Annotated in this window: 13 protein-coding genes; 2 read left to right on the plus strand and 11 right to left on the minus strand. The window is 40.5% G+C overall.

Going from position 1 to position 15,038, the window contains the following annotated elements; genetic code table 11:
• Positions 1-119: 119 nt before the first annotated feature.
• Positions 120-215, plus strand: coding sequence for a stressosome-associated protein Prli42 (prli42, locus tag B1NLA3E_RS25395; protein WP_187292111.1), 96 nt, complete (start codon positions 120-122; stop codon positions 213-215).
• Between the two features lie 279 nt (positions 216-494).
• Here the strand turns inward: prli42 and B1NLA3E_RS15935 are convergent, their stop codons facing one another.
• From B1NLA3E_RS15935 to B1NLA3E_RS15960, 6 genes are all read right to left on the minus strand, one after another.
• On the minus strand, positions 495-1,007 hold the full coding sequence (locus B1NLA3E_RS15935) for a L,D-transpeptidase (protein ID WP_015594864.1): 513 nt from the start codon (positions 1,005-1,007) through the stop codon (positions 495-497).
• 29 nt (positions 1,008-1,036) lie between these two features.
• Positions 1,037-2,032: an aromatic acid exporter family protein gene (locus B1NLA3E_RS15940; RefSeq protein WP_015594865.1), complete on the minus strand. Its 996-nt coding sequence runs from the start codon at positions 2,030-2,032 to the stop codon at positions 1,037-1,039.
• 723 nt (positions 2,033-2,755) lie between these two features.
• Positions 2,756-3,193 carry a BrxA/BrxB family bacilliredoxin gene (locus tag B1NLA3E_RS15945; RefSeq protein ID WP_015594866.1) on the minus strand — a complete coding sequence of 146 codons (438 nt, stop codon included), beginning with the start codon at positions 3,191-3,193 and terminating at the stop codon, positions 2,756-2,758.
• A gap of 157 nt (positions 3,194-3,350) precedes the next feature.
• Positions 3,351-4,373 (minus strand): methylmalonyl Co-A mutase-associated GTPase MeaB, encoded by a 1,023-nt coding sequence (gene meaB, locus B1NLA3E_RS15950; RefSeq protein WP_041581155.1) that lies wholly within the window; start codon positions 4,371-4,373, stop codon positions 3,351-3,353.
• A 50-nt stretch (positions 4,374-4,423) separates the two neighbouring features.
• Entirely contained in the window at positions 4,424-6,613 is a 2,190-nt protein-coding gene (scpA, locus tag B1NLA3E_RS15955; protein WP_015594868.1) for a methylmalonyl-CoA mutase, read from the minus strand.
• The gene (locus tag B1NLA3E_RS15960) at positions 6,610-8,451 is read right to left on the minus strand and encodes a methylmalonyl-CoA mutase subunit beta (protein WP_236619582.1); all 1,842 of its coding nucleotides are present in this window, start codon (positions 8,449-8,451) and stop codon (positions 6,610-6,612) included. Before B1NLA3E_RS15960 ends, scpA begins: the two co-directional genes overlap by 4 nt.
• A 344-nt stretch (positions 8,452-8,795) precedes the next feature.
• Between B1NLA3E_RS15960 and B1NLA3E_RS24210 the strand changes: the two genes are divergently transcribed.
• A complete protein-coding gene (locus tag B1NLA3E_RS24210) occupies positions 8,796-8,948 on the plus strand; it encodes a YpzG family protein (protein ID WP_015594870.1) in 153 nt (50 codons plus the stop codon).
• Positions 8,949-9,054: 106 nt separating this feature from the next.
• Here the strand turns inward: B1NLA3E_RS24210 and B1NLA3E_RS15965 are convergent, their stop codons facing one another.
• The 5 genes from B1NLA3E_RS15965 to buk form a co-directional block, all read right to left on the minus strand.
• Positions 9,055-10,311: a dihydrolipoamide acetyltransferase family protein gene (locus B1NLA3E_RS15965; RefSeq protein WP_442852668.1), complete on the minus strand. Its 1,257-nt coding sequence runs from the start codon at positions 10,309-10,311 to the stop codon at positions 9,055-9,057.
• Positions 10,312-10,364: 53 nt separating this feature from the next.
• A complete protein-coding gene (locus tag B1NLA3E_RS15970; RefSeq protein WP_015594872.1) occupies positions 10,365-11,348 on the minus strand; it encodes an alpha-ketoacid dehydrogenase subunit beta in 984 nt (327 codons plus the stop codon).
• 12 nt (positions 11,349-11,360) lie between these two features.
• A complete protein-coding gene (locus B1NLA3E_RS15975) occupies positions 11,361-12,356 on the minus strand; it encodes a thiamine pyrophosphate-dependent dehydrogenase E1 component subunit alpha (RefSeq protein WP_015594873.1) in 996 nt (331 codons plus the stop codon).
• A gap of 103 nt (positions 12,357-12,459) precedes the next feature.
• A complete protein-coding gene (lpdA, locus tag B1NLA3E_RS15980) occupies positions 12,460-13,881 on the minus strand; it encodes a dihydrolipoyl dehydrogenase (RefSeq protein WP_015594874.1) in 1,422 nt (473 codons plus the stop codon).
• Positions 13,882-13,896: 15 nt separating this feature from the next.
• Positions 13,897-15,006 carry a butyrate kinase gene (gene buk, locus B1NLA3E_RS15985; protein WP_015594875.1) on the minus strand — a complete coding sequence of 370 codons (1,110 nt, stop codon included), beginning with the start codon at positions 15,004-15,006 and terminating at the stop codon, positions 13,897-13,899.
• Between the last annotated feature and the right edge of the window lie 32 nt (positions 15,007-15,038).

The following is a 15,038-nucleotide window of genomic DNA, read 5'->3' on the forward strand; positions in this document are numbered from 1 at the left end:
TATAAAATATTCTACTAATTTGTCAAAAATCCTTCATAAATTTTTCATTTGTTGAAATGATTTTTTTTTTGTAAAATGAATAGTGTAGGTTCGTTAGTTTTTGGAAGGAGGATTTTACATTGGGAAACCGAAAAGCTAGAAAAGTAATTGTTATGCTAATGCTTGGTGCTATGCTTGCTTCTACCCTCCTATTAGGTCTTTCAAGATTTCTATAAACTAGATAATTTAAGAGGCTGACTCAAATGATGAGCCAGCCTCTTTTTATTTTGCCGGTGTTAAACTAGAATGTTGATTTCCGTTCCAGGCGCTCGCGCACCTTAGGGGCGGGCGGTAAGCCTCCTCGGCGCTACAGCGCCTGTGGGGGTCTCACCTGTCCCGCTGCTCCCGCAGGAGTCTTCGCACCTTCCACTCCAATCAACATTTGCAAAAAATCAACATTGAGCTTTAACACAGCCTTATTTTTTGGGGGATTAATTGGACAGATTCCGCTTTTGCTAATCCATAGCCCCATATTCTCTTGCTAATTGTTCAAAATCTTTTTTTGTTGATAAAATTAATATTTTTGTTCCAAGCGGGATATATTCATACAAAGATTCAATCGCTTCATTTTGTAGTCGAATACAGCCCTGAGAAACGTAACGTCCGATCGATTCAGGGTGATTTGTACCGTGCAATCCATAAATCCGCCCATCTGTACCTCTTGCGTCAAACCCAACCCATATCGTCCCTAATGGATTATTAGGGTCACCACCGTATATATTCTTCTTTCGATAATAGGGATTAATCGCCTTCACGGTAACAGTAAACAGACCCTCTGGAGTCAAATCATTCGTTATTCCGGTTGCGACACCAACAACTGTTTGTACTCTATTTTCATCGACTAATGCAATTTGGTTAGTCTGTTTGTTAACAATCACAAATGGATCACCAACTATTGGGTTAGTACCTAACGGCCATAGAGGTGAAAACGCGAGTGTAAAAAGGAAAGCGGAAATAAACTGAACCATCCAATCACCTGCTTATGGTGTTTTTACAGTTAGTTTGTTTCAGTTGTCCGCTTTCGATTCGCTTTACTATTTTTTTCTAGCCCTTTAAATGTACTTTTGATAATTAAATATCGTTCCATTTCATTCGTGAAATGTAATAATGCCGACCTTGCCTCAAATTCTTCTCTTGACTTTGGCATTTCCATATTCTCAAACTCACGTTTCATGTTCATTAATTTTTCTAAATAAAAATAAGTTCTGTTACCGGGATTAATCCCTTCCGCTAATTCCTCCATGAAGTTAGCAATGATTTCACGTTGCCTTACCATATGTTCAATCGAGGTAACAATTGGCAAAACCCGTTCAATTATTTCGAACTGTTTCTCCCTTATTCTGAAATAATGATAGTAAATATTTTCCTGTTTCAACAAGCGGTTTTCGACATCACGAAACGCCAAAATTTTTGCTTCATCAATCAATTTTGCTACTTCAGTAATTTCTTTTCCATCCCAATCACTTTCATTTGTTCTTAAATAATGAACAATTTCCATAAATATCTTTTTAAACTTTTCTTCAATTTTCTCTTGATAGACATCTAGTTTTAGGTCAACACTTGGCATATAGAGGTTCATGATCAAGGCTACACCAATTCCGATGATGATGATTCCAAACTCATTGGAAATGATATCTAATGAAATTTTCCCTGCCGAATAGATATGGAGCAGGATGACACTGCTTGAAACAACTCCAGCTTGAGCTTTACACATCACAAGGGTGGGAATAAAAAATAGTAGTAGTAGACCGATAACGAGAGGGTGATAGGCGATAATCTCAAAAAAGACCGAAGCAAATAACATAGCTAGAAGACAGGCTAATAAACGGTCCCAAGAAGCTCTTAGCGATTTTCTTCGGGTTACTTGTATACACAGGATTGTTAATATTCCTGCTGATACGAAATTATGAAGTCCTAAAGATTGTGCAAGAATGATAGATAGAGAGGTTCCGACAGCAGTCTTTATCGTACGATACCCAATTTTAAATTCCATATTTCTCTCCAATATTTCTTTTATGAATTTTGAATAAATGATCTATCTTTTCCTTATTTTATTTTATCAGATAATTCAAAAGGACAACAGCGACGTTGTTGAGGTAGATATTAAATACAAAAAAAAGAAAGGGAATTAAATAGCCGTTATGATGCCCAAAATCCAAGAGTCGCGGAAAAACGGGAACCAAAGATTCGCTATGATGACCAAAATCCAAGAGTCGTGGAAAAACAGGAACCAAAGAGTCGCTATGATGACCAATTCTAAAGCGGTCCAGATGAGTGGCGTATTCGGACAGCTTAGGTGATTCCAATGAAGATCGTGCAAAAATCCAAGGTTCCTAGGTAAAAACATTTAAATTTGTTTGAAAAACAACAATCTTTGTGAAAACCGCCTTTGAAAGAAAAAATCGCAACACATATAGCCAGGTTGGAAAAGGTGTGTTGCAATTCTTAAGGTTGATTTACCCCTGTTAATTGGAGCGGAAGGTGCGAAGACTCCTGCGGGAGCAGCGGGACAGGTGAGACCCCCGCAGGAGCGTTAGCGACGAGGAGGCTCACTGCCCGCCCCTACGGTGCGCGAAGTACCTGGAGCGGAGATCAACAGGTCCCTTAGCATAGACAATCCTATATTAAAAATCAGCATCTAATGTTCTGACAAAATAAAAAATTGCCGAGAAAATAACCTTTCTCGACAATCTGAAGATGGGAGACCCCATCTTTTTTATACTTCCTCACAATACTGTTCAAATGTGTTTTGAATTTTTTGGACCACGGTCATTGGGTCATAGCCTTCAATATCGTGGCGTTCAACCATTGTTAAGATTTTCCCATCCTTTAATAAGGCAAATGATGGTGAGGATGGGGGGAAACCAGTGAAATAGCTGCGAGCTTTTTCTGTCGCTTCCTTATCTTGACCAGCAAATACCGTAACCAAATGATCTGGACGCTTATCATAATGAAGAGCATGTGCTGCTGCAGGGCGCGCAACGCCACCAGCACAACCACAAACCGAATTTATCATAACCAAGGTGGTCCCTTTTTTAGATAAGGCTTCATCGACTGCTGTAGGTGTAGTAAGTTCTTCATAACCTGCTGCAACGATTTCCTGACGTGCTTGACGAACCGTATCATTCATGAAAAAGTTAAAATCTATATTCATTGGATCGCTCTCCTCTTAGTTAATAAGTTTTTAATTGTATTTATATGATACCAATACATATGCGATGATTCAAACAAACAGGTTTTATTTTAGACAAATCTATTGTTCTTGAAAAAAAGGATGACTCCCAAATGATCAGGACCCACCCTTTCTTCCTTTAACCTAAATATACTTTAAACAAGCTTTCAACCGCGGATGTAACGGTTCGGTCACCGGAAATGACCTCGTTTTCCACCTTTGGTAATAAAAATTTGACTTCTGGATGATGGAAAAAGCTAGATTGGAGTTGATCTATGATCATCGCATAAATCCATTCTTTCGTTTGAATCCGTCTACGTGAATCAAAAACACCAGATTCCTTCGTTTGACGATCAAAATCACAGATGATATCCCAAATCCCATTAATTCCTTCATCATTCAATGCAGAACATGTAGCCACCTTTGTTGCCCAGCCTTTCGTTGCTGGCAACAGAAAATGGACAATCCGCATATACTCAAGACGTGTCTTTTCAGCAAGTGGTTTGTTGGCCCCATCTGCTTTATTGACAACAATCGCATCAGCGAGCTCCATAATCCCTTTTTTCATTCCTTGAAGCTCGTCCCCAGCTCCAGTTAAAACAATTAGCATGAAAAAATCAACCATATTACGGACAACTACTTCACTTTGACCGACACCAACTGTTTCAATCAAGATAACATCAAAACCAGAAGCCTCACATAAAGCAAGAGTCTCCCTTGTCTTGCGGTGTACTCCTCCAAGCTTACCTTGTGAAGGAGAGGGGCGTATAAAAGCACGAGGGTTATTGGCCAATTCTCCCATTCTCGTTTTATCGCCTAATATACTACCACCGCTAATGCTTGAGCTAGGATCAACAGCCAGTACAGCAACTTTATGCCCTTGTTCACATAAATATGTGCCAAAGGCCTCAATGAGGGTACTTTTCCCAGCTCCAGGAACACCAGTAATGCCGATACGGATTGAATTGCCTGAATATGGAAGTAGACTTTGTAAAAGTTGCTGTCCCTTTTGAAAATGATGCTCAGCGTTACTTTCAATGAGAGTAATCGCACGAGCTAGCATGCTCCTATCACCAGAGCGGACTCCGGTGGCTAGCTCCTCGACACTAGGTTCAAAAACATCTGACCGTTTCCTGAACCGTTTTTGAGGGGAATTCGACATACGATTCAAATTTCCCGGTTCATCCCTATCCGTGTTTTTGTTCACGCCCATTATTTTACCACTTCCTCATAGCCCAATCGTTGATAAATCGTTTCGATTACTTTTTGCGCGGCAATCGGAATGACGGTACCAGGTCCAAAAATGGCTGCTGCTCCGTGTTCATATAAATAATCATAATCTTGTGCCGGAATTACCCCGCCGATTACAACAAGGATATCCTCACGCCCAAGCTTTTTCAATTCATTAACCAACTGTGGCAACAATGTCTTATGTCCAGCTGCAAGTGAACTAAAGCCGACGACATGAACATCGTTTTCAACTGCTTGTCGAGCAGTTTCCTCAGGTGTTTGGAATAGAGGACCCATATCGACGTCGTAGCCTAAATCACTGAAGGCAGTTGCGATAACTTTGGCACCACGATCATGACCATCTTGACCTAACTTAGCTACAAGAATCCGAGGTCTTCTTCCTTCATTTTCTAAGAATTCATCTGTCATTCGCTTAACAATGGAAATTTCCTCCTCATTTGAAAAAGCAGTGCTATAAACTCCGCTAATAGAGCGAATGATCGCCTTATGACGGCTTGCAACGACTTCAATCGCGGTGGAAATTTCCCCTAGTGACGCTCTTAGTCTAGCAGCGTTAACTGCAAGTTCCAATAAATTGCCCTCACCTGTTTCAGCAGCACGAGTAATAGCAGCAAGTGCTTCTTGAACCGCTTCCTCATCACGTGTTGACTTTAACAAATCGAGTTTTTCAAGCTGTTTTAATCTAACAGCGGTATTATCAACTTCTAAAATATCAATATCTTCTTCTTTTTCAAGGCGATGTTGATTAACCCCAATGATGATTTCTTTGCCTGAGTCAATTTGTGCTTGTTTGCGGGCGGCAGCTTCTTCAATTTTCATTTTTGGAAGCCCAGTTTCAATCGCTTTTGCCATTCCGCCAAGATTTTCAATTTCCTCGATATGCTCCCAAGCACGTTTAACTAATTGCTCAGTAAGGGCCTCCACATAATAGGAGCCTCCCCATGGGTCGATTACATTGGTAACTCCTGCTTCTTCTTGTAAAAATAACTGCGTATTTCGCGCAATCCGTGCCGAAAAGTCAGTTGGAAGAGCAATCGCTTCATCCAAGGCATTTGTATGGAGTGACTGAGTATGTCCCATTGTCGCTGCGTGAGCTTCAATAAGCGTACGAGTGACATTGTTAAATGGATCCTGCTCTGTTAAGCTCCAGCCGGAAGTTTGCGAATGTGTTCTCAGTGCAAGTGACTTGGCATTTTTAGGTTCAAACGTTTGAATCATTTTCGCCCAAATAGTACGTGCAGCACGCATTTTTGCGACTTCCATGAAGTAGTTCATGCCAATTGCCCAGAAGAACGATAGTCTAGGCGCAAATTTATCGATTGGAATTCCTGCTTTTAAACCAGTTCTTACATATTCAAGTCCATCAGCCAAAGTGTAAGCTAACTCAATATCCGCAGGAGCCCCTGCTTCTTGCATATGATAGCCGGAAATACTGATGCTGTTAAACTTAGGCATATATTTTGACGTATATTCAAAAATATCAGCAATAATTTTCATTGACATTTCAGGTGGATATATATACGTATTCCGAACCATGTATTCCTTTAAAATATCATTTTGAATCGTACCAGATAATTTCTCCTGGCTTACTCCTTGCTCTTCAGCCGTCACAATATAGAAAGCCATAATTGGTAAAACTGCACCGTTCATGGTCATAGAAACAGACATTTGATCGAGTGGAATCCCGTCAAATAATGTTTTCATATCAAGGATCGAGTCGATTGCTACTCCGGCTTTACCAACATCACCTTCTACACGCGGATGGTCAGAATCATAACCACGGTGAGTTGCTAAGTCAAAAGCAACGGAAAGACCTTTTTGTCCCATCGCTAAATTCCGGCGATAGAAAGCATTACTTTCCTCAGCGGTTGAGAAACCTGCATACTGTCGAACTGTCCATGGACGATTTACATACATCGTCGGATAGGGTCCACGAGTGAAAGGCGCAATCCCTGGTTTATCGTCAAGATGCGTCATGCCATCGAGATCATCTTTGGAATAAAGCGGTTTAAGCTTGATATATTCATTTGTTTCAAATAACAGATCATCAAGAGATTTAGAAACCTCTGCTTCTGCTTTAACTTGCCACTCTTTTTTTGAAACTTCTTGGTCCTGTAAAATTTCTATTGATTTAAAATCTGGTTTTTTCATTTTGATTCCACCTCCATTTCATCTAGAAGCTTTGAGAGTGTCTCATAGCAATTACTTTTTAGCGTAATGCAATCAGTAACCCCAGCATCGGAAAAATCTGATTGATTTTCAGGGATTCCTGCTAAATATAGCTGTACATTTGGATATTGTTTGTTAAGCTTCGTTACCAATTCAAGTACAATTTCATTGTATTGGTCATTACCTCCACAAATACAGTAATGCTTTAATGGAGTGTTTTCTACAAATGCTACTGCATCTTCAAATGAATTGATTTCCTCACTTTTTACAGTTTGGATCCCTCCAGGAGCAACAAAACCAGTGATAAAATCCGCACGAGCTTTATGCTGTTTTAATGCACCAAGTGCAATCAAGCCAACAGCTGGACCTTTACCTGTTTGCTCAGTTAATTGTTCAGCACGACTACGCAATTCTTCATAACCCTGGGCCAAACGTTCTTGAGCAATTGGCTTGATAGCGAATTCAGCATTGGAACTCATTTTAGTTTCCGCAACTTGTAGTGGCTGGTCTTGTAGATTTGCATATATATTGGTTCCGATAATACTTTGCTTTCGTGTGAATATATCTTTTTGTCGCTTTTCTTTGACCGCGGCAATTTGCTCCTGAAGCCAATTTGAGCGTAGGGTGGAAATAATTCCGCCTTTTGCATCTATTTCTAGGAAAAGATCCCATGCTTTTTGGGCAACTTCATTGGTCAATGATTCAATATACCATGAACCTCCGGCTGGATCGACCACCTTCTTCAAATGGGCTTCCTCTTTAATAATCAGTTGAGTATTGCGGGCAATCCTGTCAGAAAAAGCAGTCGCTTGACCCTCAGGCTCGTTGAACGGACTTACATGCAAATATTGGATTCCACCAAGGATAGCAGAAAATGCCTCATTTCCTGCTCTTAATAAATTCACATATGGATCATACTTTGTTTTTGTGAATTTAGAAGTTTCAGCAGAAATCACCATTTTTCGCAATTCAGGCGTAGCTCCATAGCTTTCAGTCAATTTGCTCCACAGTAATCTTGCGGCACGTAATTTAGCCATTTCCATAAAAAAGTTGGAACCGATTGCAAATTTAAACACCATTTTATCAAGAACCGTTTCCAAGCTAAGTCCCTGTTCTGTTAATTTGCTTATGTGCTCAACACCAGTAGCTAAGGCGATAGCCAATTCCTGCACAGCATTAGCTCCACCATTGTGGTAAGGAGTGGTATCAACTAAGATGGTTTTTAGATTTGGGAAGCTTTCTGTTGTATCCCTAATCGTGTTTGCCCATTGTTCGTAAACACCTTCAACTTCAGAACCTGATTCAACAGCGATAGCGATTGGATCCATCCCAATATATCCGGATAATTCTTGTCTCCCATCAGACTTTTCTGCTAAGGATTGTACCGCTTTCAATAATTCAGCTTGAAATTCCTTTGCATTTACATTGAATGGGTATGAGGTAACGATATCAGCTAAAATGGAGGAAATTTCTGAAATTAACTTTTCTGATACCTCAAAAGAAATAGCTGTTTGCCCTTTTTGGAATGAGGACAAAAGCAACTCTTTTAATTCATCTGGATTTGTTGCTGTAATTGTTTGTGCAACTTTCCAGTCACTTGTCACATACCCTAGTGGATTAATTCCTCTTCGGTAATCCTGATATCCTGGAAACTGGGAAACGATTTGGTTTTCCAAATCTTCTTTTGAATATAACGGTTTCAACCTGATATCTTCGTATGTACTCTTCCCTAGTGTCTCAACAGGTTTTCCTTTTAAGGTCTCTTCGGCTTTTTGCTTCCATTGTTCGGCAGTTGCCGCGGGAAAAACTTCATTGATCATTTTACTTATACTCATAAGCCGGCTGTCTCAAGGACAACCTCCCCTCCCTCCAATTATTTACTTAGCTAAAATAGTATTAAAATTCTAATTATTCAAGCATCCCATATTATTTTAGTATATCCTGACAAAACTGGCAACGTGAGAAACTCAGAAAGAATCATTTTATTTCACGGTTGTAAAATAATGGTTTTGGGAAAATACCAAATAAATCGACTAATTCCGCATTCTTTAGGCCTAAAAAATGTTTCCCACGAATACTTTTTCTTTTTTAACAAAATCTAAAAGTGTGATATTCTTTATCGAATATTGCAACGGTTCAAGTATCCTACCTACGAGGTGATTTGATGAGCTATAAAGATCATTTAGATCCACACTCAGAGCTTTTTCACCACAACTGGACACGGCGGAAACGTTCAAAATCACAGGTGAACGGAGAAACTAAAGATACCCAAACCACCATCATTTTGAGAAGTAACGCGAAAGCCCACCACTGGTAAGGATGCGTGTCGTAGAATCGAAGGTGCTTCATTTAAGGCTGACTCATCCAGAGTCAGCCTTAAATCATAAGTAAAACCGTCACCTTAACGGCAACGGTTTTGTTTGTTAATAAATTAAGGTGTTCTCTTTATTTGTATTTTCGAGAATTTCTTTTACACGCTGTAAAAAACGTCCGCAAATCCGACCGTCTAATACTCGATGATCAAGAGACATACAGAGATTAACTACATCGCGAATGGCGATCATATTATTGTTCAGAACAACAGGGCGTTTGATGATTGTTTCAACCTGTAAAATCGCTGCCTGCGGGTAATTGATTATACCCATAGATTGTACTGAACCAAACGATCCAGTGTTGTTTACCGTAAACGTCCCACCTTGCATTTCTTCAGAGGTTAATTTTCCTGAACGTGCTTTGTTTGCATATTCGGAAATTTCTCGAGCAATTCCTTTGATTGTTTTTTCATCAGCATTTTTAATGACTGGCACAAATAATGCCGTATCTGTTGCCACCGCAATTGATACATTGATATCTTTTTTTTGTATGATTTTATCACCAGCCCACATTGAATTGATCTGTGGGACTTCCTTCAACGATTGTGCCACCGCTTTAACAAAAAAGGCAAAAAAGGTTAAATTAAAACTTTCTTTTTGCTTAAACTCATCTTTCAAGGAATTCCGAAGCTCAACTAAGGTCGTCACATCGACCTCGATCATCGTCCATGCATGTGGTGCTTCATGCTTGCTTCTTAGCATGTTGGCCGCAATGGCCTTTCGCACTCCAGTCACGGGGATTTCGAGATCACCTGCTGCAACTGAAATGGATGGGACTGTAACTGTTTGCTTTTGTGTAGTTTCTAATTCTTGGCGTGGCAAAGCCTGTTCTTGACGTGCACCTGAGAATGGAGTTGGTTCTCCCGCCTTTGGTATCATTCCTGAATCAATAAGCCTCAATAAATCTTTTCTGCTTATCCGGCCTTCTGCACCAGTTCCTTGGACTTGCGTTAAATCGATGCCATGTTCCTGGGACATCTTTAGGACAGCAGGAGAATAACGGGTTTTATTCCCTTGATTATTAGTCGGGGCCCCCCCAAGAGCTTGATAGGCAGTAGTTTGGCCTACCTTCGACATAACCTCTGAATCATTAACATCAATTAAACAAATGATTTCTCCTACAGACAATGTATCGCCTTCTGCAGCACTTAATTCTTTGATAACACCGGCAAAAGATGAAGGGATTTCTGCATTAACTTTATCGGTCATGACTTCTGCTAGGGGGTCATATTTATTTACTTGATCCCCAATAGAAACGAGCCATTTACTAATTGTTCCTTCCGTAACGCTTTCGCCAAGCTGAGGCATCTTAATCTGTTTTAGTGCCAATGGATGACCCTCCTTTTTCAAGTGGTTCTATTCTAATACTCCGCCAGTTCGCGCATAGCAATTTCAACTTTATCAGGATTCACCATAAAATATTTTTCCATTGTAGGTGCATATGGCATGGCCGGAATATCAGGACCTGCCAGTCGTTTGATCGGAGCATCTAGTTCAAACAAACAGTTTTCGGCAATAATTGCAGCCACTTCACTTATTATGCTGCCTTCTTTATTGTCCTCTGTAACAAGCAATACTTTTCCAGTTTTGGATGCAGCTTCGATAATGGCTTCCTGATCTAGAGGGTATACTGTACGTAAATCTAAAATATGGGCAGAGATTCCTTCACTCGCTAGTCGTTCGGCAGCTTGAAGGGCAAAGTGGACGCATAAACCATAAGTGATAACAGTGATATCATCACCTTTCCGCTTCACATCTGCTTTTCCAATCGGCAATGTATAATCCGTCTCAGGAACTTCCCCTTTAATTAAGCGATAAGCCCGTTTATGTTCAAAAAACAAGACTGGATCATTGTCACGGATTGCTGCTTTAAGTAACCCCTTAACATCATATGGAGTTGAAGGCATTACAATCTTCAAACCCGGCTGATTTGCGAATACTGCTTCTACTGATTGTGAGTGGTAAAGAGCACCGTGAATTCCGCCACCATAAGGAGCACGAATGACCAGTGGACAGCTCCAGTCATTGTTGGATCGATAACGAATTTTTGCTGCTTCTGAAATGATTTGATTGACTGCGGGCATTATAAAATCAGCAAACTGCATTTCGGCAACCGGTCGCATTCCATACATCGCTGCACCAATTCCAACTCCGGCTATGGCTGATTCAGCAAGTGGTGTATCAATCACACGTTCTTCCCCAAATTTTTCATATAATCCTTGAGTAGCTTTGAAGACACCGCCTTTTTTCCCAACATCTTCACCAAGGACAAAAACTTTCGAATCTCGTTCCATTTCCTCTTGAATGGCCATAGTAACCGCATCTATATAAGAAATTACTGCCATGATTGGTCCCCCTTACTCAATTCCATATACAAATTTCAAGGCTTCTTCTGGCTCTGCGTACGGAGCGAGCTCCGCATAATCCGTTGCCTCATTGATCATCTTTAAAAAACGATCATTGATTTGTTTTTCTAATTGATCATCCAAAATACCTACTTCTTTTAAATAGGCACCAAAAGTCAGGATTGGATCATTTGTTTTAGCTTCTGCCACTTCATCCTGTGCACGATAGCTACGATCATCATCATCAGATGAATGAGGGGTTAAGCGATAAGAGACTGTTTCAACCAAGGTAGGTCCATCACCGCGACGCGCCCGGTCGCATGCATCTTTTACAACTTGATAAACCTCAAGTGGATCATTCCCATTTACCGTAAATCCCGGCATACCGTAGCCAATTGCTCGGTCAGAAACCTTTTCGCAAGCCATTTGTTTTGAAATCGGAACGGAAATCGCATATTTATTATTTTCACACATGAAAATGACTGGTAACTTGTGAACCGCTGCAAAATTTGCTCCTTCATGGAAATCCCCTTGGTTTGAAGAACCTTCTCCAAAGGTCACAAACGTGACAAGATTCTTCTTTTCCATTTTTCCGGCAAGAGCGATTCCGACAGCATGGGGAACTTGTGTTGTTACGGGAGATGATCCAGTAACGATTCTATTTTTCTTTTGCCCAAAATGGCCTGGCATTTGTCGACCTCCTGAATTCGGATCTTCTGCTTTTGCAAATCCAGACAGCATGATTTCCTTTGTGGTCATCCCAAATGTCAATACCACTCCGAGATCTCGATAGTATGGGAGGATATAATCTTGCTCTTTATCAAGGGCAAAAGCGGCACCCACTTGTGCGGCCTCCTGTCCTTGGCACGAAATAACAAATGGTATTTTCCCAGCTCGATTCAGTAGCCACATTCGTTCATCAATCCGTCGAGCTAACAGCATGGTTTCATACATTTCCAAAACCTTCTCATCACTTAAACCTAAAGCTTGGTGGCGATTTTCACCCATATGATTAACCTCCAAACGGGAAATGTGAGAGGCAAGCAAATTCCTCTCCTAATAACTCATTTTTGTACTAAAAAAGCCAATCTTAATCTGGTTTACACCATAATTATGAATGGATAGCCTTGCCATCAACAGCCAAAGCGGCTTCTGATATAGCCTCTGACAATGTGGGGTGTGGATGGATGGCTTTTGAGACCTCCCAAGGGGTTGCATCTAATACCATCGCCAGCCCTGCCTCTGAGATCAAATCAGTGACATGTGGACCAATCATATGAACACCTAAAATATCATTCGTATCTTGTTCTGCAATGATTTTTACAAACCCATCAGATTCCCCAAAAACTAGTGCCTTTCCAATTGCTCTAAACGAAAACTTGCCAATCTTTATTTGATGTCCCTTGCTGTTTGCTTCGTCCTCGGTAAGTCCAACACTGGCTACCTCAGGCTTACTGTAGATACATTTTGGCACTAGATTGTATGCAAGCGGAGTAGGAGTTAGTCCAGCAATATGCTCAACCGCAATAACCCCTTCAGCAGAAGCTACATGAGCCAATTGGAGCCCGCCTATCACATCACCAATCGCATAAATATGAGATTCCTTCGTTTGGAAAAATTGATTCGTAGCTATATAACCTTTATCAATTTGAATCTCGGTATTTTCTATTCCTATTCCTTCTACGTTAGCAAGACGTCCTACCGATACAAGGAGCTTTTCGGCTGAGAATTGTCTAATCTCGCCTTTTACTTCAGCGCTAACAGAAACGCCATTATCCTTTTGTAAACTTTCAGAAAGAACCTTTGCTCCCGTTACAATTTTAATACCTTTTTTCTTCATTAAACGTTGCATTTCTTTTGATATCTCTTTATCTTCGGTCGGTATAATTTGATCGGCAAACTCAATTACAGTCACAAGAACGCCAAAATCTGAGAGCATCGAGGCCCACTCAATCCCAATAACCCCACCTCCGACAATCAAGATTGTTTTTGGTAATGTTACCATCGCTAAAGCTTCATCTGAAGATAATACAAAAGTTCCATCCACTTCTAAACCAGGAAGCAAACGAGGTCTTGAACCTGTAGCAATTAAAACATTTTTGGGAATGAGCATTTCATTTTCTTGCCCGTTATTCATTTCAACGGAAATCGTGCCAGGCATCGGGGAAAAAATTGAGGGACCAAGGATCCGCCCGAGCCCTTCATATACATCGATTTTCCCTTGTTTCATAAGATGCTGTACACCTTTATGAAGACCAGCAACAATATTATTTTTTCTTTCTTGTACCTTTGAAAAATCAAAAGTGATATCGTTAGCAAAAACTCCAAAATCGGCACTTCTTTTCATGGTGGCAAAAACCTCAGCACTCCTCAATAGTGCTTTACTAGGAATACATCCAGAATGTAAACACGTTCCACCCAACTTCGCTTTTTCAACGATGGCTGTTTTTAACCCGAGTTGGGAAGCACGAATTGCTGCTACGTACCCACCTGTCCCACCACCAAGGATGACCAAATCATATTCTTGAGCCACTTTTGGTTTCCTCCTCTATCTATAATGCAAGTTACTTTTCATTAATTCGCCTGGATAATCCTTCGCTTCCTCTTCACCACGTAAAATACGTAAAGCACCTTCAGCCAAAGACTGGAGTTCATTTTCACCTGGTTCTACAATCACATCAGCAATCCAGTTTATTTTCTCGGTAATTTCTGCGACAAAGCCTTTTCCGTAGGCAAGATCGCCTGTAAGGATAATGGCGTCAACCTTACCTGCTAACACTACACTAGCTGCACCAATTTCCTTCGCAACTTGATAAGCCATGGCCGAATAAATTAATTTAGCCTTTTCATTACCATTTTTAATCATTCTTTCAACCTTTAATGTATCATTTGTTCCTAAGTAACCAACTAATCCACCGGCACCAACAAGTTTTTTCATCATTACCTCAAGATCATATTCACCTGAAAAACATAAGGTGATCAAATCACCAACAGGTACTGTTCCGGCACGCTCTGGGCTAAATGGCCCCTCACCATGAAGGCCATTATTGACATCGATTACCTTTCCAAGCTTGTGAGCTCCGACAGTGATTCCTCCACCCATATGGATGACTATGAAATTTAGGTCCTCGTACTTTTTGTTGAACTGCTTTGCAATTCTTCTGGCAACTGCCTTTTGATTTAATGCATGGAAAATACTTTTCCTTTCCACAAGTGGAAGGCCAGAAATCCTAGCAATTGGCTCGAGTTCATCAACAACAACAGGGTCTACAATAAAAGATGGAATATTTAGCCCAGAAGCAATTTCGAACGCAAGTATTCCTCCTAAATTGGAAGCATGCTGCCCGGCAAAGCCAGTCTTCAAGTCTTCAAGCATCAAGGAATTGACAGCATAAGTTCCCCCAGTTATCGGGCGAAGTAATCCCCCTCGTCCGCAAACGGCATGTATTTTTGAAATATTTATTCCCTCATATTCTAATGTTTCCAGGATGGTTTGTTTTCGAAACTCATATTGTTCAGAGATTCCTAGACAGGATTGGATCATGTCGACGTCATGACGAATTGCTTTTTCAAACAAAGGAATTTCATTATCAAAAATACCTATTTTGGTCAATGTTGAACCTGGGTTAATCACAAGAATTCGGTATTCGGGTGTCATAGGTACCTCCAAAAAAGAAGAAAAGTCCTGAT

The organism is Bacillus sp. 1NLA3E (assembly GCF_000242895.2).
Classification (GTDB): Bacteria; Bacillota; Bacilli; order Bacillales; family Cytobacillaceae; genus Bacillus_BU.